Source organism: Pseudomonas sp. B21-059 (genome assembly GCF_026016285.1).
GTDB classification, from domain to species: domain Bacteria; phylum Pseudomonadota; class Gammaproteobacteria; order Pseudomonadales; family Pseudomonadaceae; genus Aquipseudomonas; species Aquipseudomonas danubii.
Genome location: NZ_CP087201.1, coordinates 1,989,233 through 2,009,616, shown reverse-complemented (window position 1 = coordinate 2,009,616; position 20,384 = coordinate 1,989,233). Strand labels below are relative to the sequence as shown.

Sequence of the window (20,384 nt, the reverse complement as noted above, 5' to 3'; positions counted from 1 at the left end):
ATCGCCCCCCGGTTCCTACCGGGGGACAGTTTTGCGTGCCAGTCTTCCCGAGGAACTGGAGGACGTTATCGGCATCAGTGCCGAGGGCCTGGCCCAACAGTTGCGCAACGTGGTGCTGGCCCCCAACGCCACGGTGGTGAGCTACAGCGACGCTAGCCAGCATGCCCTGGAAGCCGAAGAGACCCTGGTCAAACGCGGCCATTTCGGTATCGTCAACGGCGGTAACCATGAAAAACTCCGGGCTGCCCTGTTCGACCATGTGTCGCAACCTGAGGATGTACTCCCCGGCGACGAACCCACTGACGACGATCCGATGGACATCAATTGAAAGCTCTCATCCTTTGCGCTGCTCTGTTGTCGAGCAGTCCGCTATACGCTGCGCAACTGCTGATCGACCTGGGCTCAGACAGCAGCACCTGGCAAACCGAAGAACTGCTCAAGCACCCCGAAGCCCGGGACATCCGCATCAAGGACGATGTGTCCTACAAGCGCGAGATGCAGTACCGAGCCGTGCCCATGGCGGCCCTGCTCAAGGGCCTCAAGGCCGAGGACCATCTGCAGGCCGTGGCTCTGGACGGCTTTGCCGCAGAGTTGAATGCCGCGCCCCTGCTCAATCGCAAGGGCGCCCAGGCCTGGCTGGCCATTGAGGACCCTGACAAACCCTGGCCGTCACTGGCAGCGGACAAGCCCAGCGCCGGGCCTTTCTACCTGGTGTGGAGCAACCCTGCGGCCGGGCATATCAGCCCAGAGCAATGGCCGTTCCAGGTTGCGCGCATTCAGCGCCTGGCGCCGGTGGCGGAGCGTTTCCCGGCCCTGGGCCCGGACCCGAAGCTGGCGGTCGATGATCCAGTCAACCAGGGGTTCGCCCTGTTCCAGAAGAACTGCCTGGCCTGCCACCGACTCAATGGCGCTGGCGACTCTCAGTTCGGACCGGACCTGAACATTCCCTATAACCCCACCGAGTATTTCGGCAGTGATTTTCTCAAGCGCTATATCCGCGATCCGCAAAGCCTGAGGCGCTGGCCTCAGGCGAAAATGCCTGGGTTCAGCAACAGTGTCCTGCCGGATGGGGAGCTGGAATTGTTGCTGGAGTACCTCCGGCATATGGCGGGGCGCAAGCAGATTCCTTGAGTCCCTTTCGCCGACGAGCCGGCGCTTGCAGAAGTGACTGCTGCTTGCACAATCCTGGTATGCATCTGTTCGCCGGCACCGCCCCGGCGAAAGCCTCGGCCGCGCTGGTAGCCACATCCGTTGCCCTCAATGTGTAGGCCATGAGCTGGTGAAGCCCTGCATCAGGTCGACCAGAGCGGTGCGATCACAGCGCCTTGCGCATTGCTGACTGGCAAATTCACGCAACGCTTCATCAGCCTCGATCAGGCGAGCACCTGCTGGCGCTCACTGTCGTGGGGCGTCAGGCTCAAGTAGTGGATGCTGGTTCGTACCGGGTGCTGGTGCTGGTAGCGATAGGCGGTTGCGTGGCTGATGGAGAGTCTCACGCAGCCTCCAGGTAGGCACGGTGAATGGCATCGCCCAACTGGCGCACCAGGGGAATGAAGTCGGTCAGCCAGGCATGCAGGCCCTCGTCGAGAATTTCATCAATGCCGATGCAGCGCAGACGCGCATTCATCTGCGCCGCCAGACGCTGGGCCGGAAGCCCGTTGTCCCCTGGCAGGCTGGCGAGGATCTGGTCGATCTCTTCGGTGCAGGCGCGCAACGAGCGCGGCACGTCGGCATGCAACAGCAGCAACTGGGCGACATGCCGGGCTCCGGGAGCTTCGCGGTAGATCTCGGTATAGGCCTCGAAGGACGACAGGGCGCGAAGCAAGGCGCTCCATTGGTAATACGCACGGGCGGTACCGTCACCGACCGCATCAACCTGGTCGCCAGTCATCTCGTAGCGGGCATCCAGCAGGCGCAGGGTGTTGTCGGCCCGTTCGATAAAGGTGCCCAGGCGGATAAACCGGAAGGCATCGTTGCGCATGATGGTGCCGTAGGAGGCTCCGCGAAACAGGTGGGAGCGCTCCTTGATCCATTCGCAAAAGCGGTTCATGCCGTAGGTACTGAGACCTTGGCGGGCAATCTGTTGAATATCCAACCAGGTGGCGTTGACGTTTTCCCACATATCGGCGGTGATCCGCCCGCGTACCGCGTGGGCACAGGCCCGGGCCGAACCCAGGCAACTATAAATGCTGGCCGGATTGGCGGCATCCAGGGCAAAGAACTGCAACAGCCGCTCGGCATGCAGAGTCTCATGGCGAGCCCGGTAGTCCTCAAGGGTGCCGGTGATCAACAGCGGCATGGCCAGTTCATGCAGACCGTCACCGTGCCCATCCTGGGGCATCAGCGACAGCGAATAGCTGACGTCGAGCATCCGCGCGAGGTTTTCCGCGCGCTCCAGATAACGGGACATCCAGTACAGGTCTGAAGCGGTTCGACTCAACATGGCAGGCGTCCTTAATCCTCCACTACCCAGGTGTCCTTGGTGCCGCCAACCTGGGAGGAGTTCACCACCAGGGAGCCTTCACGCAGGACCACACGAGTAAGACCACCGGACACCACACGGGTTTCGCGATCGGCGAGGACAAGCAGCAACCTGGCGTGCCTACCCTCGCTGCGCGAAGCCGCTGCCGCTCCCTTTTACGTAATGGCCAGGCGCAGGTTTTGGCTATCACCAGCATAGTCAGAGTTGATTTCACCGCTGGGGGACACACGGGGATAATCGCCCCATCGAGCAAACACTTCACCAAGCCTGATGAAGTTGCTGCTGCAACCTTGATGACGCCGATGACAACCGGGTCCGGGCTCTCCCGACCGGTTCCCTCTCCTGACCGGTCTTCCCTTTTAGCCACCCTATCGGGTGGCTTTTTTTTGCCTTTGCGGCCCCTGAAAACACAATTGGCCGACCCGCAGGCCAGCCAATTGTCAGTCTCGATGCACACAACCTTAGCTATACCAGACGCCCACGGATCTCCTGTTTCACCCCCCAGCCTTCAATGATGCCGCCCAGGGGTTCGACCACTGCCTCGAAGTCCTGTTCAAAATCCCCGATGCCGCCATGGGTGGCGTACATCACCTTGCTCAACTCCAGATACCAGGCGCCGTCGTCACGCACGCTGACCTGGGCATTCAAGGATTCACCGCGAAACTGTCCTGCCGCCCTGCGTGCCCGCTCCTCATCCGGGAAAATGGCGTAGAACTCGATGGGATGGAATCGTGAAAAGTCAAAACCGCCTTCTTTCATGCGGCGCAACACACTGCTGCTGAGGTCTTCTTGAAAGGCTGTGCTCATGAAACGTCCTCCTCAAACCGATGGATAGACTTTCCGTGCTTCCCGACCCGCCGGCCAAAAGTGACCGACATCACGACCCGGGGCGGGTCGTCAGGAAACAAGCATGGAGCTGACAAGATCAGAGCTTAGCGAAGAATTCGCTGATCTCGTTTGCAGATTAGCGCCAACACCTGGACGACGCCAGAAATTGCTGTCGGAGCCCTCTCTGCTCTCATTACATCGGCGTAATGCTGAGAATCTGAATGCTGTTCTGCTCTTTCAAGCTCTTGAGGGTGGGGGAATCGGTGCGCCCATCCAGATCATTGAGATCCAGTTCGGCACTCACTGGCAGCAACCTGGCCCGGACCAATTGTGCGGCGCGTTCCAACGTCGGTTGCTGCTCGCAATCGAACTGCTCGACGGACTGGACGCCATGATCATCCACGAAAGTGACTTGCCACTTTTGCATCAACGCCTCCTTGATAGCCCCATGAGTGGACCTACAGCATCTCGACCTTGAGTGCGAGGCAAACGTTCCACAGTGCTGGCGGGGACAAACCAATAAAAAGACCGCCCGGAGGCGGCCTTGATGAATCCCGTGGACAATCAGCCGATTACGGCTTTTCGGCACGGGCCTTGAGCGCCTTCAAAGTGTTGAAGGGCGCGTCCACCACGAACTTGTTGGCCAGCCAGGACGGCACGCTGCCACCCGGCTCGGTATGCACCTGGTAGGTCACTTCCACCTGATCGGCCCCTTTGGGCACAAACTTCCAGTAACCCTCAACCTGGGACACACGCACGAAGCCTTTCTCTTCGGGAATGTAGGTGGGCACGCCTTCCAGCTTACGGATCAGGCTGCCATCGGCGGCCTCGCTGGAGGTAATGTGCAGCACCGAGTCACGGGCAGTCACTGGCCAGGGGGTATTGAACTGAGTGTAGGTCCAGCTTTGATCGCCCTCATGCTTGAGCAGCTTCTGGCTCTTGCACTCATGAATCCAGGAGCAGGCACCGGCCACGTCTTCCTGCAGCGCGCGAAGCTTGGCGATGGAGGTCTTCATGGTGGTGACGCCGCGATAGGCCTTGTATTTGGAACCGGCCACTTCACTCAAGGAAATCTTGATGCCGTCTTCATCCTTGGCCGTTTGCCAGTCTTCGGCGTGGGCCGTTGCCGACAGCAGCACGGTTAAACCACAGAGCACAGCAATTCGATGCAGCGAACCCATTGTCTTATTCCTTATTGTTGAAGTTCCGTTCATTAAAACTAAGCAGCCGTCACTTGCTCCCACCAACCGAGCAAACGGATGGCGTCTTCTCGGCTTTCGCCACACACCTCAGGATCCGCCTGAAATGCCCCACAAACCGCTGGCCGCTCCGGCCTGCCGAAAAGACCGCACAGGTGTTCGACAGAAAGGTGCAGGCAACGTTCTCCCGCCGGCTTGCCATTGGGCATTCCGGGAATCGGCGTACTGATAGAAGGGGCAATGCAGCAAGCGCCACAACCTTCACGGCAGTTCATGACGAAAAGCTCCTCGCGACAAGCATAGTGTTGAATGAGGCCGGACAAGAGTAACCGCTAAAACAGCCGTTTAAAATTACTCAAAGAACGGATTTGACGCACAACCGTGCGTGACTGATCAGTCTCCGACAAAGTGCCGGTCAACTCGGTCACAGAGAGGTTGATGAATTTACTGCTTGAACTCGAAATCCAGGGCAGCGCCCTCGATATCCCGACGCTCCTCGTTGCGTAACTGCAACTGCATTTCGTTGCTGAGCAATCGACCGTTGAGTTGGAACGGACTGCTGTCCTTGGGCTTCTCGCCAAACATCTGCGGCAGCAGAGGCTCGCGCTTGGGCAGCGGCAGTGCTCCCACAGGCTGCAAGTGCTTGACCATTTCCGGTGGCAGGCTCAAGTCGAGCTTGGGACTGGCCAGAGGTGTGTTGATATCTTGATAGGCCCACTTGGACTTGGCCTTCTTGGGCGCAGGCTTGGCCTTTTTCTTGGGCTGGGCTTTGCTGGCATTGGCGGACGGTTTGGTCTTGCTCGCTGGAGCCTGCTTGGTGCTGGAGGCCTTGCTTGAATGAGTAACGCTGGCAGCCGGTTTATCCGGGGTCGAGGCCGCCTGGACAGGCGCCGCAACGACTCCCAAGAGGCAGGCACTCAACCAGATGGCAGGAAAAAAGGCTTTCATAAAGGCAGGTAGATCGACAAAAGGTGCCCTATGCTCGCTTGTTGCAAGCCCCATGACAAGCATGGGACCGCACTGTCTAGAATCCGCCGGCCGCTTCTTGGCATAACTGACTGGCGAGCATGCCCAGGGTCATCAAGGCTCGCTCGGCCTCGCGGTTCCAAGGTGTCCCGCAATTCAGGCGCACGCAGTGGTTGAACTGTTCGGTGTTACTGAAGATCAACCCCGGAGCGATGCTGATGCCCTGCTGCAAAGCCCGCACGTGCAGTTCCTGGGTGTTGACCCGTCCCGGCAGGCTGACCCAGAGAATGAACCCGCCGTTGGGCCGGGTAATCTGCGTACCTTCAGGAAAATGCTGCTGCACCGCCAGTTGAAAGGCGCTGAGGTTCTTGCGGTATTCCTGGCGGATGTAGCGCAGATGACGGTCATAACCACCGTTCTCCAGATAAGCCGCAACCCCCATCTGCGTCACGCTGCATGCGGAATGGGTACTGAAGGTCTGCAGGCGCTGGATCTCCTGCTGATACTTGCCAGCAATCATCCAGCCGATACGCACTCCCGGCGATAGGGTCTTGGAGAAGCTTGAGCAGTAGATCACCCGGTCCAGGCGGTCATAGGCCTTGAGGGCCTTGGTGCGCCCCACTTCGAACATCAACTCGCCGTAGATATCGTCCTCGACCACCTGGATATCGAAGTCCGAAGCCAGGCGCAGCAGTTGCTTCTGCCGCTCCTCCGGCATGGTTCCACCCAGGGGGTTGCTCAGGCGCGTAGTCAGTACCAGGGCCTTGATCGACCATTGGTTGGCCGCCAGCTGCAGGGCCTCAAGGCTCATGCCCGTAGAGGGGTCGCTGGGAATCTCGATGACCTTGAGCCCCAGCAGGTCCGCCAGTTGCAGCAGCCCGTAATAGGTCGGCGATTCCGCGGCGATCAGATCACCCGGCCGGGTCAGGACCCGTAGGGACATCTGCAAGGCATCGACGCATCCGTGGGTAATCACCACTTCCGAAGGGTCGACCACGACCCCGGCATCGCGCATGCGAATCGCCACCTGACGCCGCAAGGGCTCGAATCCCGGGCTGAACATATAGCTGAACGCCCGCGGACTGTGAAAACGCGTGACCTTGGCCAATTGCTGGTGCAGCGCACGCACCGGCAAATAGTCAACGCTGGGCACTGCCGCACCCAGGGGAAACACGCCCTCGCGACGGGACTCCACCAGCACCTGCTGAATAATGCTGCTGCGCGTGACCAGTCCTGGACGTTCGACCCGGGCAATATCCGGGGTCGGCGCTGTCAGAGCCGGGGTCTGGTGCACGTAGTAACCCGATTGGGGACGCGCGCGGATCAGTCCCTGATCTTCCAGATTGGCGTAGGCCTGGAGCACCGTAGCGTGGCTGACATTGAGCTGCGAGCTCATCTTGCGCACCGACGGTACGCGCTCCCCCGGCTGGTAGACACCACGGCGAATATCCTCAGCCAGTTGCTGAGCGATACGTTGATAGAGCAAGAGATTGGTCATGGCGCAGCACTCGATTTCACGGCGTTTTATTCTTGTGTGAAACAATACCGGCACAGTTTAGAAGTGTACTGGGACAGTTTCTACAATAGTCGAGGACACAGGGCAGTGAAAAGTAGAACTGTCGGGTTTTTGCGACACCCTCAGACATAAAAAAACCCAACGCTTGCGAGGCGTCGGGCTTTTCAGGGGCAAAGGGATCAGTGTTTCAGCGAGCAGCGCCGAGCTGGCCCTTGTCGTCGGAGAAGACGATTTCCACCCGACGGTTCTGCGCCCGGCCCCGCTCGGAGGCGTTGGCTTCCACTGGGTACTCGTCACCATAGCCCTGGACATGGACACGCTTTTCGTCGATTCCCAGGTCCACCAGCACATCGGCCACCGCCTGGGCACGATCGCGAGACAGCTGCAGGTTGCTCTGACGCTCCCCGGTGTTATCGGTGTAGCCCTCGATGCGTACCACGCGCTTAGGGTTCAGCTGGAGGAACTGCACCACCTTGAGCACCGTGCGGTTCGCCGAACTCTTCAACTCAGCTTCACCGGTGTCGAACAGCACGTCTCCCAGCGTCATCACCAGACCACGATCGGTCTGGGTGGTGGCCAGGCTGATGATCTGCTCTTCGAGCCATTTGCCCTGCTGCTGCACGCTCAGCAACTTGGCCTCACGCAGGGCCAGTTGCAGACGTTGACGCTCCAGCTCGAGCTTGGCCGCACGCTCCTGATTCAGCGCCTGTTCGGTGTGCTCACGGGCGATTTCGCTGTAACGACGGCTCAGGTAGGCATAGTGCTCCACGTCGCCGCCGCTGCCCCAGTAGGTCGACAGACGATCGGCGCGAGCCAGGGACTCACCCGCACGTATCACGTCCTTGGGCGCGATACGCAGCACATTGGAGTCTTCCTTGACCTTCTGGAAGTCGTTGCTGGCTTGCTGCAAGGCTTCCTCACTGTGCTGGCCGGCGCAGCCATAGAGACCGGCGCAGGCCAACAGCACAGCGCCGCCGAAGATACGGATAGAGAGGCTCATTGGGCGTCTCCCAACTGCTTGCGCAGGCGCGTAATGCGGGTATTGAGCACATTCACCTGCTCCTGGCTTTTCTGAGTCAGGACCTTGGCTTCTGCCAGACGCGCATCCAGCTCGGCCTGCTCGGCGCGCATCCGCGCCTTCTTGTACGACTCATCCTGCATATTGCCCTGGGCACGGGCGAACTTGTCTTCGGCCAGTTTCAACTCAGGCATGTCCTCGGCCGAAGCCCCCACGGCCTTGGCTTGTTCCAGGGCCTGGGCAGTAAGGCGCATCTGCTCGTTGGGCGCCGGATCGGTTGCACAACCCGCCAAGGCCAACAGGGCCAGGGCAGCGAAAAGAGGTCGAATAGTCACACGTGATTCCTACGGTTTTGGGCTGCTGACGGGTTGCTGCAACTGGGCCTTCCAGCGCTCCAGATTGCGCTGCAGCAAGGCCTCCGTCAGACCGGACGCGGGCAATTCTGTCATCTTTTTTGCCAACTGTCCGCGCAACCATGGATCATTGCAGGCGGAGTTGTGGGACAAGGCCAGGAACAGCCCCGGTTTGTCGACAGGCTGGGGAAAGGACACCAGATCCGCCGCCATCCCCAAGGACTGGGCCATGGCCATGCCCGCGTAACGCGGCGCCAGAACATAGTCCACTTCCCCCAGGAGCAAGGTCTGGAAGACTTGGGTCAGATTCGGCAAACGCTTGAGTTGCAGATGCTCCTTGGCCATAGCCTGAAAGGGCTGGGTCAGCCTGGCCTTTTCCGATACCGCGCCGGGATGACCGGCAAGATCCAACGGCTGGGCATAACTCAGAGTGGAGTCCTTGCGGGTCCACACCAGATAGTCGTTCTGCACCAGGGCCGGATGGATGTAGTCCAGGGACTCCAGCTCGTTCAAGGTCAGGGGCGCGTCGGCTAGCAGATCCATGCGCCCACTGCGCACTTCATCCAGGGCCTCGGAACGTTTGCCGGCGTACAGCAACTCGATCTTGAGTCCCAACTCTCCCGCCACTTGCTGTAACAGATCGGCGCTGGCCCCTATCAGGTGCTTGGGGTTCTGCGGATCGCGCCACAGGTAGGGCGGTGCGTCCGGGCTGCCGGTGACCACCAGGCGTTCGCACTTACCCGCAGCCATCGACAGCGATGGCAACAACGCCAAGCCCAACAGCGCTGACCAGCCACTCATGCGGCGCAGATCCATGGCGAAATTCTCCCCAACAAAAAACAGACAAAAAAAAGCCCGGCCAAAGGGCCGGGCTCTTTATAAGTGAAGCCGCCGGATTAGACCAGCTTCTCCAACTCAGGTACGGCTTCGAACAAGTCCGCCACCAGACCGTAGTCGGCCACCTGGAAGATCGGAGCTTCTTCGTCCTTGTTGATCGCAACGATCACCTTGGAATCCTTCATGCCTGCCAGGTGCTGGATCGCGCCGGAGATACCGACGGCGATGTACAGCTGTGGCGCGACGATCTTGCCGGTCTGGCCGACCTGCATGTCGTTGGGCACGAAGCCTGCGTCCACGGCTGCGCGGGAGGCGCCGACCGCTGCGCCAAGCTTGTCGGCCAGGGCGTACAGGTGCTTGAAGTTGTCACCGTTCTGCATGCCACGGCCGCCGGAAACGACGATCTTGGCAGCGGTCAGTTCAGGACGATCGGACTTGGCCAGCTCTTCGCCAACGAAGCTCGACTTGCCGGCATCGTGAGCGGCGCCAACGGCTTCAACCGCAGCCGAACCACCTTCAGCAGCAACGGCGTCGAAGCCGGTAGCGCGCACGGTGATAACTTTCACGGCAGCCGAGGACTGCACGGTAGCGATGGCGTTACCGGCATAGATCGGACGCTTGAAGGTGTCAGCGCTTTCTACCGAGATGATCTCGGAGATCTGGTCAACGTCCAGCTGAGCGGCAACCCGCGGCAGGATGTTCTTACCGTTGGAGGTAGCGGCAGCCAGGATGTGGCTGTAGCCAGCACCCAGCTCGGCCACCAGCGGCGCAACGTTTTCCGGCAGTTGGTGAGCGTAGGCGGCATTGTCTGCCACCAGCACTTTGGCCACGCCAGCGATTTTTACAGCGGCTTCAGCCACAGCGCCAACGCCCTGGCCGGCGACCAGTACATGGACGTCACCACCGATTTTGGCGGCGGCGGCAACGGTGTTCAGGGTGGCCGGAGCCAGCGCCTTGTTATCGTGTTCGGCGATTACCAAGATAGTCATGATCAGATTACCTTCGCTTCGTTTTTCAGTTTCTCGACCAGTTCAGCCACCGACTTGACCTTGATACCTGCGCTGCGTGCAGCCGGCGCTTCGACTTTCAGGGTCTTGTTGGTGGAGGCGGTGGAAACGCCCAAAGCATCAGGAGTCAGCGTTTCAAGCGGCTTCTTCTTGGCTTTCATGATGTTTGGCAGAGACGCATAGCGCGGCTCGTTCAGACGCAGGTCGGTGGTGACGATGGCTGGCAGGTTCAGCGCAACGGTCTGCAGGCCGCCGTCGATTTCGCGAGTGACGTTGACCTTGTCGCCGGACACTTCGACCTTGGAGGCGAAGGTGCCTTGAGCGTAACCGCTCAGGGCCGCCAGCATCTGGCCGGTCTGGTTGTTGTCGCTATCGATGGCCTGTTTGCCCAGGATCACCAATTGTGGCTGCTCCTTGTCGACCACAGCCTTGAGCAGCTTGGCCACAGCCAGGGAGTTCAACTCTTCAGCGGACTCGACGAGGATTGCGCGATCGGCACCCAGTGCCAGGGCGGTACGCAGTTGCTCTTGAGCAGTAGCAGGACCGATGGAGACGACGACGATTTCAGTCGCTACACCTTTCTCTTTCAGGCGTACGGCTTCTTCCACTGCGATTTCGCAGAAAGGGTTCATCGACATCTTGACGTTGGCGAGGTCGACGCCGGAGTTGTCCGCTTTGACGCGAACCTTGACGTTATAGTCGACCACTCGTTTGACAGCTACAAGAACCTTCATGGATTCCTCGTTACTCTCCGGTGAAAAGAAAGTCGCCTAGGCGAGAACCTGGCGGTTGATGCTCATCGGCACAAGGGCACCTCCAAAAACGCTGGCGCATATCAGGTTGACCTTGCTCACGGGGTGATGACCGTTCGTCAGTGGTGACCGACGAGTCATTCATTATCGCGGCGTGTAAACTGCGCACTTTCAAGCTGCGCGGTGCGTCACCTTTATTGCCTTTGCCCTGTCTTTAGAGGTGCTCTTGAAACCAACAGTCAGCCTACGGCGAGCGCAAAACCGACCGTATCTTGACCGGAACGCCTTTTCCGGTCAATACGGCAAAATAGCCGTTTATAAGCCGCGCTTCTTTGATTTATCTGGGCTGCGGCAAATTCAAACAAACGTTTGTATTGGACGCTAAGAGTGGTGTAGATATAATGCGCCGCCCAGAGAGAAAGGTCGGCCATCCTCCCCTTCTCCCCCCATTTGTAATGGGAGAAAGCGCGGATGCAACGCCAAACCTCCAATTAGAAAAAACCGTTGAGCCTTGAGTAGGAGATAGCCTAGTGGAACGCGAATACATGGAATTCGACGTGGTCATCGTCGGTGCCGGCCCCGCAGGCTTGTCCGCCGCTTGCCGCCTTAAGCAGAAGGCCGCTGAAGCCGGTAAGGAAATCAGCGTCTGCGTGGTTGAAAAAGGCTCCGAAGTCGGTGCTCACATCCTTTCCGGTGCAGTGTTCGAGCCTCGGGCCCTGAATGAACTGTTCCCGGACTGGAAGGAACTGGGCGCCCCGCTCAACACCCCGGTCACCCGCGACGACATTTATGTCCTGCGTAGCGGCGACACTTCCACCAAGGTTCCAGACTTCTTTGTGCCCAAGACCATGCACAACGAAGGCAACTACATCATTTCCCTGGGCAACCTGTGCCGCTGGCTGGCCCAGCAGGCCGAGAACCTGGGCGTGGAAATCTACCCGGGCTTCGCCGCCCAGGAAGCCCTGATCGACGAAAACGGCGTGGTCCGCGGGATCATCACCGGTGACCTGGGTGTCGACCGTGAAGGACAGCCGAAAGATGGCCTCTACACCCCAGGCATGGAACTGCGCGGCAAGTACACCCTGTTCGCCGAAGGCTGCCGCGGCCATATCGGCAAGCAACTGATCAAGCGCTTCAACCTGGACACCGACGCCGACGCCCAGCACTACGGCATCGGCCTCAAGGAAATCTGGGAAATCGATCCGGCCAAGCACCAACCGGGCCTGGTGGTCCACACCGCCGGCTGGCCGCTGGACATCATGAGCAACGAGAACACCGGCGGCTCCTTCCTCTATCACCTGGAAAACAACCAGGTCGTGGTGGGCCTGATCGTCGACCTGTCCTATGCCAACACCTACCTGTCGCCGTTCGACGAATTCCAGCGCCTCAAGCATCACCCGGTGCTCAAGCAGTACCTGGAAGGCGGCAAACGCATCAGCTACGGCGCCCGTGCACTGGCCAAGGGCGGTATCAATTCGCTGCCGAAGATGGTCTTCAAGGGCGGCGCGCTGATCGGCTGCGACCTGGGCACCATGAACGTAGCCAAGATCAAGGGCAGCCACACCGCCATGAAGTCCGGCATGCTCGCCGCCGATGCCGTGGCCGACTCGCTGTTCGCCGGCTCCGAAGGGGCTGACGAGTTGAAGAGCTACGTCGACTCCTTCAAATCCAGCTGGCTGTATGAAGAGCTGTTCGCTAGCCGCAACTTCGGCCCGGCCATGCACAAGTTCGGTCCGATCATCGGCGCCGGCTTCAACTGGATGGATCAGAACATCTTCGGTGGCAAGCTGCCCTTCACCCTGCACGACACCAAGCCGGACTACGCCAGCCTGAAGCTGGCCAAGGACTGCGCGAAGATCGACTACCCCAAACCCGACGGAAAAATCAGCTTCGACAAACTGAGCTCGGTGTTCATCTCCGGTACCAACCATGAAGAAGAGCAGCCTTGCCACCTCAAGCTGACCGACCCGAGCATCCCTCTGGGCCGCAACCTGCCGCTGTACGACGAGCCTGCTCAGCGTTACTGCCCGGCCGGCGTGTATGAAGTGATCACCCAGGAAGACGGCGAGAAGCGCTTCCAGATCAACGCCCAGAACTGCGTGCACTGCAAGACCTGCGATATCAAGGACCCGGCCCAGAACATCACCTGGGTCACTCCGGAAGGTGCCGGCGGCCCGACTTACCCGAACATGTAAGTCGCCGCGGTACACAAGAGGCCCCCTATATGGGGGCCTTTTTCATGCCCGGGATTTGCTGGCACAGTCTCCGGTAGAAACCGACTTGTCGGCGAAGAGCCCCTCAAGCCTTGTAGCGGCCCAAAGGCGTCGTCGCTGGCAAGCCAGCGCCTACGAACAGCACCTACAGAGCAACGGCCCGCTCATCCCCGGGATTACGCTCAAAGTAGCGCTTGTACTCGCGACTGAATTGCGAGGTGCTCTGGTAACCCACCCGATGCGCTACCTGGGCCACACCCAGCCCTTCTCCCACCAGCAACTGCTGGGCCTTGAGCAACCGCAGGCGCTTGAGGTACTGCACTGGCGACAGCAGGGTGCTGCGCTTGAAATGCTCGTGGAAGGTCGAAGTGCTCATGTTGGCGCAGCGGGCCAGGGTCTCGACGTTCAACGGCTCGGTGTAATGCTCGTGCAGATGATTGAGCGAAGCCGCGACCCGCGCGAACTGCCCCTGCTGCTCCACCAGCGCCCGCAGCGCATCGGCCTGAGGCCCGCGCAAGGCAGCAAAGAGCAGCTCGCGCACCCTGGACGCCCCCATTACCTTGCACTCCAGAGGATCGTGCAGGCAACGCAGCAGGCGCTCCACGCAACCACGCATGACGTCGTCGAGCACCGCCGAGGTCATCGATTCCAGGGTTTGCGCCGAAGCCGCCCGGCCTTCGGCGATCCCCATGGCCAGCACCAGCTCGCTCAGGACTGCCCGGTCGATGGCAATGGAAATCCCCAGCAGCGGTGCATCGGGCAAGGCGAAGGTTTCGCACTCGAAGGGCACCGACAAGGCCTGGATCAGGTAGTGCCCGGCGCCGTATTCCAGGGTCCGCGTGCCCAGGTAGGCCAGTTTGCTGCCCTGGACAATGATCATCAGGCTCGGTTCATAGATCTGTGGACCTCGCGCCACATCACAGCTGGCCCGCAGCACCTGGACCCCAGGCAAGGCGGTGGCAACAAAACCATCTCGGCTGGCAAGGGGCTGGATCAGCGAAACCAGGGTGGCATTGGCGTCAAGGTGACGGGTCAGCAGCATGCAGAAAACTTCACGAAAAAAGGGATGAAAACATCATCGCAGGTCTGCTGGCCAATGCCGCGCAAAAACCGCCAATACCGGAGGAATAGGCATGACATGCCGAGGAATCGCCATGGCCGCCCTCAGGCTCGACGCCGAGAATGCACCGCCTCACTTGTCAGCGCTTTTGCGAGGTTCTTCATGTACACCGCCATCGGTTATGCCGCCCAATCGGCCACCACTCCCCTCGCCCCCATGAGCTTCCAGCGCCGCAGCCCACGCGCGGACGACGTCGCCATCGAGATCCTCTACTGTGGCGTCTGCCACTCTGACATCCACCAGGCCCGCAACGAATGGGGCATCGCCGTGTACCCGCTGATGCCGGGCCACGAGATCGTCGGCAAGGTCACCGCCGTCGGCGCCAACGTCAGCAAGCACAAGGTCGGCGACTTGGTGGGCGTCGGCTGCATGGTGGACTCCTGCCGCCATTGCGAAGCCTGTGCTGCGAACCTGGAACAGTACTGCCTGGAAGGTCCGACCATGACCTACGCCACCCCGGATCGGGTCGATGGCAGCAACACCATGGGCGGCTACTCCGACAGCATCGTGGTCAGCGAGCACTTTGTCGTGCGCATCCCGGAGAAACTCGACCTGGCCAGCGCAGCACCGATTCTCTGTGCCGGCATCACCACCTACTCGCCCCTCAAGCACTATGGCGTCAAGGCTGGCGACAAGGTGGGGATTCTCGGCATGGGCGGCCTGGGCCACATGGGCATCAAGTTCGCCAAGGCCCTGGGGGCCGAAGTGACCCTGTTCACCCGCTCGGCAAGCAAGGCCGAAGAAGCCCGCCGCCAAGGCGCGGACCATGTGATCGTATCCACCGATGCGGCACAGATGCAGTCGGTAGCCGGGCATTTCGACTTCCTCCTGGACACCATCCCAGTGCCCCACGACCTCAATCCCTACCTCGACACCCTGCGCTTTGACGGCGTGCACATCCTGGTGGGCCTGATCGAGCCGGTGGACCCGGCACTGCACGCCGGCAAGCTGGTGATGAGCCGTCGCGTACTGGCCGGATCGCTGATCGGCGGCATTGCCGAGACCCAGGAGGTGCTGGATTTCTGCGCCGAGCACGGCATCACCTGCGACATCGAGATGCTGGATATTCGCCAGATCAACCAGGCCTATGAGCGCATGATCAAAGGGGATGTGAAGTATCGCTTCGTGATCGACATGGCGACCTTGAAGCTCTGAATCTCGATGCCATGACGGCCCGGCTTGTCACCAGGAGGCGCTCCACGCAATACGCCTTCGCCGACAAGCCGGCTCCGGCATGGGCCAGCTGGCGCCAGCCCATGGGGGCTGTCGTCAGCCCCGGGCGAACGCCCGCAGCACTTCGCCGTCCATGCGGTACTTGACCCACTCCTCCTGAGGCTGGGCGCCCAGGGACTTGTAGAACTGGATCGCCGGTTCATTCCACTCCAGCACACTCCATTCGAAGCGTCCGCAATCGTTGTCACAGGCGATCTGTGCCAGATGCCGCAACAGTTGCTTGCCCGCCCCGCCACCGCGTTGTTCCGGGGTGATGTAGAGATCCTCCAGGTACAGACAGTTGCTGCCCAGCCAGGTGGAATAACTGAAGAAAAACACCGCAAAGCCAATTGGCACGCCGTCACGCAGACAGATCAGGCCGTGGGCCGTAGCCCCCTCACTGAACAAGCTGCGCTCGATATCGGCGACGCCGGCAATCACTTCGTGACGAGCCCGCTCGTAGTCGGCGAGCTCAGTGATGAAAGCAAGAATCTGTGGGGCATCGCTGGGCAGTGCAGGACGGATTACGACGGTCATCGACGGTTCTCTAGGCGGAATCAGGTGGCCATATTAGAACGACAGCCGAAATACATGCACGGCCATTTACGCGCAAAGCTGATTCCGCGGCTCGCGGCTTACTCCGCTGTCGACTAACCCTGAGGCCTGCAGGATCAGAACAAACAGCGCAGAAGGCCATGCTAGAAAGCCCTCCACGACTACAAGCATAAGAGAGGAGTTTTCATGTCCGTGCGGGCTATGCAGGAATCCAGGGGGCCGGGGCCATTGTTCGGGTTGTTCTGTCTGGGCAGCTATCTGTTGTCACTGTCTTACGGATCGACCTTTCTCCTGTCCTTGCTGATCAGCAGCCGCGGCGGCAATGAGCACGACGCCGGCAGCGTGATTTCGGCAGCGATGCTCAGCACCTTCGTCGCGGTGATCGGTTCCGGGCACCTATCGGACTGGCTTGGCGCCGCACGTTCGGTGGCGCTGTTCGGCTGCCTGCTGGCCCTAGCCAGCCTGGGCTTTGCCCTGACCCCCGGGTTCGGCCACGCCCTGCTGCTCTTCGGCCTGACCCTGGGCCTGGGCTGGGGAGTGTTCTACACCCTGGGGCCAATCATCGTGGCGATGCTGGTGGAGCCCACGCAACGGGCCCGTTACTTCGCCCTGCTGTCGGGCAGCATGATGACCGGCATAGGTTCCGGGCCGCTGCTGGGTCGCCTGGCCAGCGCCCTGGGCTATCCCGTGACCAGCGCTTTTTTCATTGCAGCGGCGGCCAGCCTGGTGGGGGTGCTGATCTTTTGGCGACTGGGCGCCCGCTTGAGTCGCGAACCCAATCACTTGGGCACTTCGGCAGCCCGAATCACCTGGAGCGGAGCGGCACGCGTACTGTCTTCCAGGGCCCTGTGGCCAATCCTGATGGTGGGCCTGGGTGGCTGTGTGTTCGGCGGGCTGTCGAGCTTCCAGACCAGCTACGGTGTATCCCGAGGCGTGGACTACTCGCTGTTCTTCCTCGGGTTCATGAGCGCCGCCATCGCCAGCCGGATGCTGATCGCCGGCATCGTGGTCAAGCGTGACCCCTATCGCGCATCCTGCCTGCTATCGGGGCTGATGGTGGTGTCGATCCTGCTGTTTCTGTTTGTCGTCGACAGCAGCGCCAGCTACCTGCTGGCCGCAGTAATACTGGGGATTGGCTATGGCCTGACGTATTCAGTGATCAACGGCCTGGCCGCCAACGAAGCACCTGCCGGCAGCACCTCGCAGGCACTGCTGTTGTTCAGCCTGTCCTATTTTGTCGGGGTATACGGCTTTCCCTGGCTGGCCGGGCGGATCATCGTCGAGGCCGGCATGCAGGCGCTGCTGTTCACCGTACTGGCAATTGCTCTGCTGAACTGGCTGATCAGCCTCGGCCGCCTGGGCTGGCGCCGAGCGTTCCAACTGCGTATCGCCCACAACCCGTAGCGCCGTTCGTCGATCATCCGGCACCAACCCCACGCCAGGGCAGACCAATATCAGGTAACGACTCTAACAATGGAGGCGACACCATGATCAAGGTCCAACTCTCAGCCCTGGCCCTGGCCGGACTGTTGTCCAGCGCCGCCCTGGCGGGCACCACAGGCCCCACCAATCCGGTAGAAGGCCCGCAATCCCCTGCCCCCCAGAGCACACCGAAGATCAACATCAACCCGCCGGCCATGGACGAAGGCTCGCTGCCGCCGGCCACCGGCACCGACCCTAGAATCCAGGGCAACGACAACGGCCGCCAGGGCGGCGCCGGCACCCTGGATGCCACGACTCCGGACAATGGCAAGACCGGTAGCGGATCGAAAACCACCACCGGCGGCTCAGGCTCAGAGGGCAGCAGCCAGTAACACCCGGCGCCGGCTCAATCCAGCTGGTGCTGCGCAAGGCTGGTGACAGTCCATCAGGCCCGCAACATTGCGTCCACTTCCGCGCTGCACGGTGCGGTGGCCGGGCCACGGCGGGTCACCGCGATGGCCGCCGCCGCATTGGCCCGACGGGCCGCTGCCTGCGGCTCATGACCCGCAGCAAGCGCGGCGACAAAGACACCGGCATGGGCATCGCCGGCACCATTGCTGTCCACTGCCTCGACCTTGAATCCCGGCACCAGCACAGCACGCCCCTCTTGATTGATCCAGCAACCTCGGGGACCGTCACGCAGTACCAGCATGGCCTTGGACGACAACCTTGAGCCCAGCCGCTGCAAGGCTTCGACCATTTCCGAGCTGGCACTCAAGCGCAGGGCCTCGACCCGGTTACTGCTCCAGATGTCGATACGTGGCAACAAAGCCGCCATCAAGGGAGAATCCAACGAGCCCACCAGCGGCCCCGGATCGAACATCAGGGGCACCGAGGCTGGCAACGCCAGCACCCAGTCGACCAGGGCCTTGGCCTTGCTCGCCTGCAGCAGGCTGTAGCCACTGACGTAGAGGTAATCCCCCGCTCTCACCTCGACCTGCGCCAAGTCTTCGACCGTCAGTTCGCCCTCGGCACCTATATGGGAAATGAAAGTGCGTTCGGCAGAGGCTTCGGTCAAGGCCACGCATAGACCCGTGTCGGACCCAAGACTGGGTTCCAGGCTCATCTGAATGCTTTCGGCCTGCATCGCCTGCCGTGCCAGATCACCAAAGCGCCCCTGGCCGTGACGACCGAGATAGACCACCGGCAGGCCATTGCGCGCGGCCGCCGCCATGACATTGAAACCGCCACCCGCCTCGAAACTGGCCGATTGCGCCAGCACATCGCCGCCAGACTCCGGCAGGCGATCAACGGCCATCACCAGATCGACGATCACCTGGCCACTGTGGAGCAATCTAGGCATTGGCATTCTCGACAAAAGCCCGACGCCGGTCACGGGCGCCGCCCAGCACGCCATAGACGCCGCCGGCCACCAGGAAGGTGATGATCCAGCCCAGGCCGTTATGCCCCAGCCAGGAATCGGCCAATGGTCCCGTGAACCAGACGTCCTCGACCGTGGTGCCAATGCTGGTGAAACAGAAGCCAAGGACGATGGCCAGCACCCAGGCACCAAAGGCCCGCCATTCGATGCCGCCCTGATACCAGTAGGCGCTGCTCGGGCCCACATTCAATAAATCATCGGCGCTGTAGTAGTGGCGATGGATCAAGTCCACCACGAAGATTCCCACCCAGGCCGTGATCGGCACCGCCAGCAGGGAAATGAAGCTGATGAAGGGGCCGTAGAAACTGTCAGCGATCAACATGAAGTAGATCGACCCCATGAAGATCGCCACGATGTCCACCAGTACTGCGTAGACCCGCTTGACCTTGAGGCCCAGGGTCAGCGCGGTGAGACCGGCTGAATACACCGACAGGTTGTTGGACAACAGCAGACCGCCGAAGGCAGCGATCAGATAAGGCACGGCCATCCAGGTTGGCAGCATGTCGCGGATCGCAATGATCGGGTCCACCGCTGAGGCCAGATGATCGTTACCGACCGACAGCAAGCCTCCCAGGGTGATCAGCAGCACCAGCGGAATACCGGCACCGAAGGCCGCCGAGGCCACCAGGCGTCCGGCGGTGACCGAACGTTGCTGATAACGGGACATGTCCGCCCCAGAGCTGGCCCAGCCGATCCCGGTGCCTGCGGCCATGGTGCCGACGCCGATGATCATCGCGCTCATGGGCGCGGGGGAGGCATTGAACACTGCGGTCCAGTCGATGGTGGCACAGAGAAAGCCGCCCACCAGGACGTTCAGCGCGCCGAATCCGTAGGTGGCCCACTTCTGGATCACCAGCAACGTGGCGTGGCCCAGACCGGACACACTCAGCGTCATGAGCACAAAGATAGCGATGAACAGCAGGGTCAACAGTGGCGCGTCCTTGGCCGAGGCCGGGGTGTGGAACAGGATCGAACTCAAGGACAGGAGAACAAAGGCTGCGGTGGTGGTATTAACCGTTTCCCAACCGACTCGCGACAGCATGGACACCAGGGTCGGGCCGATATTGCCGCGCACACCGAAAATGGCCCGAGACAGGGTCAGGCTCGGCGCCCGGCCACGACGGCCAGCCACTGATATCAGCCCGACCACGGCGAACGATCCCACCGAGCCCAGGACCGCCACCAGCAGCACCTGCCAGATCGACAGGCCGCGAAACGCCACCAGGGTCGCCCCCAGGGGCAACCCGAGGATGCTGATATTGGCCGCAAACCAGACCCAGAACAGCTGCAAAGGATGACCGTTGCACTCCGCTTCCGGGACCGGCTCGATGCCACGGGTTTCCAGTTGTCCGACACCTGACCCGGCGGTCGATGAACTCATGAATAAGGCTCCTGTTGCCATCGTTGTGGTTATTGGCAATTTCGGAAGTCGCTGAACATCCCGGCATTCCTGGCCGTGTTTT

23 protein-coding genes and 2 pseudogenes are annotated in these 20,384 nt (G+C 60.9%); 6 read left to right on the top strand and 19 right to left on the bottom strand.

Annotated elements, in window-relative coordinates:
• Window positions 1-31 precede the first annotated feature (31 nt).
• Window positions 32-328 (top strand): hypothetical protein, encoded by a 297-nt coding sequence (locus LOY69_RS09200; protein WP_265074402.1) that lies wholly within the window; start codon window positions 32-34, stop codon window positions 326-328.
• Window positions 325-1,131 carry a c-type cytochrome gene (locus LOY69_RS09195; RefSeq protein WP_265074401.1) on the top strand — a complete coding sequence of 269 codons (807 nt, stop codon included), beginning with the start codon at window positions 325-327 and terminating at the stop codon, window positions 1,129-1,131. Before LOY69_RS09200 ends, LOY69_RS09195 begins: the two co-directional genes overlap by 4 nt.
• A gap of 82 nt (window positions 1,132-1,213) precedes the next feature.
• Here the strand turns inward: LOY69_RS09195 and LOY69_RS09190 are convergent.
• The 15 genes and pseudogenes from LOY69_RS09190 to LOY69_RS09120 form a co-directional block, all read right to left on the bottom strand.
• Window positions 1,214-1,496 (bottom strand): annotated as a pseudogene (locus LOY69_RS09190) (hypothetical protein); the annotation flags it as partial.
• Window positions 1,493-2,443 carry an alpha-E domain-containing protein gene (locus LOY69_RS09185; protein WP_123392214.1) on the bottom strand — a complete coding sequence of 317 codons (951 nt, stop codon included), beginning with the start codon at window positions 2,441-2,443 and terminating at the stop codon, window positions 1,493-1,495. The pseudogene LOY69_RS09190 and the gene LOY69_RS09185, both read right to left, overlap by 4 nt.
• Before the next feature lie 11 nt (window positions 2,444-2,454).
• Window positions 2,455-2,562: pseudogene (locus LOY69_RS09180) on the bottom strand (hypothetical protein); the annotation flags it as partial.
• Window positions 2,563-2,947: 385 nt separating this feature from the next.
• Complete coding sequence (locus LOY69_RS09175) at window positions 2,948-3,289, bottom strand: ribonuclease E inhibitor RraB (protein WP_102878950.1); 342 nt, start codon at window positions 3,287-3,289, stop codon at window positions 2,948-2,950.
• Between the two features lie 214 nt (window positions 3,290-3,503).
• A complete protein-coding gene (locus LOY69_RS09170; protein ID WP_102878949.1) occupies window positions 3,504-3,737 on the bottom strand; it encodes a hypothetical protein in 234 nt (77 codons plus the stop codon).
• A 145-nt stretch (window positions 3,738-3,882) separates the two neighbouring features.
• The gene (locus LOY69_RS09165; RefSeq protein ID WP_170003419.1) at window positions 3,883-4,491 is read right to left on the bottom strand and encodes an START domain-containing protein; all 609 of its coding nucleotides are present in this window, start codon (window positions 4,489-4,491) and stop codon (window positions 3,883-3,885) included.
• Window positions 4,492-4,529: 38 nt separating this feature from the next.
• Entirely contained in the window at window positions 4,530-4,784 is a 255-nt protein-coding gene (locus LOY69_RS09160) for a YkgJ family cysteine cluster protein (RefSeq protein ID WP_102863885.1), read from the bottom strand.
• 169 nt (window positions 4,785-4,953) lie between these two features.
• A complete protein-coding gene (locus LOY69_RS09155) occupies window positions 4,954-5,457 on the bottom strand; it encodes a translation initiation factor 2 (RefSeq protein ID WP_102878948.1) in 504 nt (167 codons plus the stop codon).
• A gap of 76 nt (window positions 5,458-5,533) precedes the next feature.
• Window positions 5,534-6,973 (bottom strand): PLP-dependent aminotransferase family protein, encoded by a 1,440-nt coding sequence (locus LOY69_RS09150; RefSeq protein ID WP_110652120.1) that lies wholly within the window; start codon window positions 6,971-6,973, stop codon window positions 5,534-5,536.
• Window positions 6,974-7,178: 205 nt separating this feature from the next.
• Window positions 7,179-7,991 (bottom strand): OmpA family protein, encoded by an 813-nt coding sequence (locus LOY69_RS09145; RefSeq protein WP_265074400.1) that lies wholly within the window; start codon window positions 7,989-7,991, stop codon window positions 7,179-7,181.
• Window positions 7,988-8,344, bottom strand: coding sequence for a DUF4398 domain-containing protein (locus LOY69_RS09140; RefSeq protein WP_102863889.1), 357 nt, complete (start codon window positions 8,342-8,344; stop codon window positions 7,988-7,990). Before LOY69_RS09140 ends, LOY69_RS09145 begins: the two co-directional genes overlap by 4 nt.
• Window positions 8,345-8,353: 9 nt before the next feature.
• A complete protein-coding gene (locus LOY69_RS09135; protein ID WP_102878945.1) occupies window positions 8,354-9,178 on the bottom strand; it encodes a substrate-binding periplasmic protein in 825 nt (274 codons plus the stop codon).
• 80 nt (window positions 9,179-9,258) lie between these two features.
• Window positions 9,259-10,188: an electron transfer flavoprotein subunit alpha/FixB family protein gene (locus tag LOY69_RS09130; RefSeq protein WP_265074399.1), complete on the bottom strand. Its 930-nt coding sequence runs from the start codon at window positions 10,186-10,188 to the stop codon at window positions 9,259-9,261.
• Between the two features lie 2 nt (window positions 10,189-10,190).
• Window positions 10,191-10,940, bottom strand: coding sequence for an electron transfer flavoprotein subunit beta/FixA family protein (locus LOY69_RS09125; protein WP_015634720.1), 750 nt, complete (start codon window positions 10,938-10,940; stop codon window positions 10,191-10,193).
• Window positions 10,941-11,197: 257 nt separating this feature from the next.
• Window positions 11,198-11,389: a hypothetical protein gene (locus LOY69_RS09120; RefSeq protein ID WP_102863892.1), complete on the bottom strand. Its 192-nt coding sequence runs from the start codon at window positions 11,387-11,389 to the stop codon at window positions 11,198-11,200.
• A gap of 99 nt (window positions 11,390-11,488) precedes the next feature.
• On the opposite strand from LOY69_RS09120, the gene LOY69_RS09115 reads away from it, so the two are divergent.
• Window positions 11,489-13,153 carry an electron transfer flavoprotein-ubiquinone oxidoreductase gene (locus tag LOY69_RS09115; protein ID WP_110652122.1) on the top strand — a complete coding sequence of 555 codons (1,665 nt, stop codon included), beginning with the start codon at window positions 11,489-11,491 and terminating at the stop codon, window positions 13,151-13,153.
• A 163-nt stretch (window positions 13,154-13,316) separates the two neighbouring features.
• On the opposite strand, the gene LOY69_RS09110 is transcribed toward LOY69_RS09115, so the two are convergent.
• Entirely contained in the window at window positions 13,317-14,213 is an 897-nt protein-coding gene (locus LOY69_RS09110; RefSeq protein WP_102878943.1) for an AraC family transcriptional regulator, read from the bottom strand.
• Window positions 14,214-14,393: 180 nt separating this feature from the next.
• Between LOY69_RS09110 and LOY69_RS09105 the strand changes: the two genes are divergently transcribed.
• On the top strand, window positions 14,394-15,446 hold the full coding sequence (locus tag LOY69_RS09105; protein ID WP_102878942.1) for an NAD(P)-dependent alcohol dehydrogenase: 1,053 nt from the start codon (window positions 14,394-14,396) through the stop codon (window positions 15,444-15,446).
• A 114-nt stretch (window positions 15,447-15,560) separates the two neighbouring features.
• Here the strand turns inward: LOY69_RS09105 and LOY69_RS09100 are convergent, their stop codons facing one another.
• Window positions 15,561-16,040 carry a GNAT family N-acetyltransferase gene (locus tag LOY69_RS09100; RefSeq protein WP_102863896.1) on the bottom strand — a complete coding sequence of 160 codons (480 nt, stop codon included), beginning with the start codon at window positions 16,038-16,040 and terminating at the stop codon, window positions 15,561-15,563.
• A 204-nt stretch (window positions 16,041-16,244) separates the two neighbouring features.
• Between LOY69_RS09100 and LOY69_RS09095 the strand changes: the two genes are divergently transcribed.
• Together LOY69_RS09095 and LOY69_RS09090 are read left to right on the top strand one after the other, a co-directional pair.
• The gene (locus LOY69_RS09095) at window positions 16,245-17,462 is read left to right on the top strand and encodes an MFS transporter (protein WP_265074398.1); all 1,218 of its coding nucleotides are present in this window, start codon (window positions 16,245-16,247) and stop codon (window positions 17,460-17,462) included.
• Between the two features lie 83 nt (window positions 17,463-17,545).
• Window positions 17,546-17,872 (top strand): hypothetical protein, encoded by a 327-nt coding sequence (locus LOY69_RS09090; RefSeq protein WP_102863898.1) that lies wholly within the window; start codon window positions 17,546-17,548, stop codon window positions 17,870-17,872.
• 53 nt (window positions 17,873-17,925) lie between these two features.
• On the opposite strand, the gene LOY69_RS09085 is transcribed toward LOY69_RS09090, so the two are convergent.
• On the bottom strand, window positions 17,926-18,843 hold the full coding sequence (locus LOY69_RS09085; protein WP_265074397.1) for a PfkB family carbohydrate kinase: 918 nt from the start codon (window positions 18,841-18,843) through the stop codon (window positions 17,926-17,928).
• Window positions 18,836-20,302, bottom strand: a complete 1,467-nt coding sequence (locus LOY69_RS09080; RefSeq protein WP_265074396.1) for a purine-cytosine permease family protein — start codon at window positions 20,300-20,302, stop codon at window positions 18,836-18,838. The genes LOY69_RS09085 and LOY69_RS09080 overlap by 8 nt, the downstream gene beginning before the upstream one ends.
• Window positions 20,303-20,384 lie beyond the last annotated feature (82 nt).

Excerpts from the sequence above, each read along its gene's own strand:
- LOY69_RS09185 (WP_123392214.1), bottom strand. The coding sequence starts at position 2,443 with ATGTTGAGTCGAACCGCTTCAGACCTGTACTGGATGTCCCGTTATCTG.
- LOY69_RS09175 (WP_102878950.1), bottom strand. The coding sequence starts at position 3,289 with ATGAGCACAGCCTTTCAAGAAGACCTCAGCAGCAGTGTGTTGCGCCGC.
- LOY69_RS09170 (WP_102878949.1), bottom strand. The coding sequence starts at position 3,737 with ATGCAAAAGTGGCAAGTCACTTTCGTGGATGATCATGGCGTCCAGTCC.
- LOY69_RS09165 (WP_170003419.1), bottom strand. The coding sequence starts at position 4,491 with ATGGGTTCGCTGCATCGAATTGCTGTGCTCTGTGGTTTAACCGTGCTG.
- LOY69_RS09160 (WP_102863885.1), bottom strand. The coding sequence starts at position 4,784 with ATGAACTGCCGTGAAGGTTGTGGCGCTTGCTGCATTGCCCCTTCTATC.
- LOY69_RS09155 (WP_102878948.1), bottom strand. The coding sequence starts at position 5,457 with ATGAAAGCCTTTTTTCCTGCCATCTGGTTGAGTGCCTGCCTCTTGGGA.
- LOY69_RS09150 (WP_110652120.1), bottom strand. The coding sequence starts at position 6,973 with ATGACCAATCTCTTGCTCTATCAACGTATCGCTCAGCAACTGGCTGAG.
- LOY69_RS09145 (WP_265074400.1), bottom strand. The coding sequence starts at position 7,991 with ATGAGCCTCTCTATCCGTATCTTCGGCGGCGCTGTGCTGTTGGCCTGC.
- LOY69_RS09135 (WP_102878945.1), bottom strand. The coding sequence starts at position 9,178 with ATGGATCTGCGCCGCATGAGTGGCTGGTCAGCGCTGTTGGGCTTGGCG.
- LOY69_RS09130 (WP_265074399.1), bottom strand. The coding sequence starts at position 10,188 with ATGACTATCTTGGTAATCGCCGAACACGATAACAAGGCGCTGGCTCCG.
- LOY69_RS09125 (WP_015634720.1), bottom strand. The coding sequence starts at position 10,940 with ATGAAGGTTCTTGTAGCTGTCAAACGAGTGGTCGACTATAACGTCAAG.
- LOY69_RS09120 (WP_102863892.1), bottom strand. The coding sequence starts at position 11,389 with ATGGCCGACCTTTCTCTCTGGGCGGCGCATTATATCTACACCACTCTT.
- LOY69_RS09110 (WP_102878943.1), bottom strand. The coding sequence starts at position 14,213 with ATGCTGCTGACCCGTCACCTTGACGCCAATGCCACCCTGGTTTCGCTG.
- LOY69_RS09105 (WP_102878942.1), top strand. The coding sequence starts at position 14,394 with ATGTACACCGCCATCGGTTATGCCGCCCAATCGGCCACCACTCCCCTC.
- LOY69_RS09100 (WP_102863896.1), bottom strand. The coding sequence starts at position 16,040 with ATGACCGTCGTAATCCGTCCTGCACTGCCCAGCGATGCCCCACAGATT.
- LOY69_RS09095 (WP_265074398.1), top strand. The coding sequence starts at position 16,245 with ATGTCCGTGCGGGCTATGCAGGAATCCAGGGGGCCGGGGCCATTGTTC.
- LOY69_RS09090 (WP_102863898.1), top strand. The coding sequence starts at position 17,546 with ATGATCAAGGTCCAACTCTCAGCCCTGGCCCTGGCCGGACTGTTGTCC.
- LOY69_RS09085 (WP_265074397.1), bottom strand. The coding sequence starts at position 18,843 with ATGCCTAGATTGCTCCACAGTGGCCAGGTGATCGTCGATCTGGTGATG.
- LOY69_RS09080 (WP_265074396.1), bottom strand. The coding sequence starts at position 20,302 with ATGAGTTCATCGACCGCCGGGTCAGGTGTCGGACAACTGGAAACCCGT.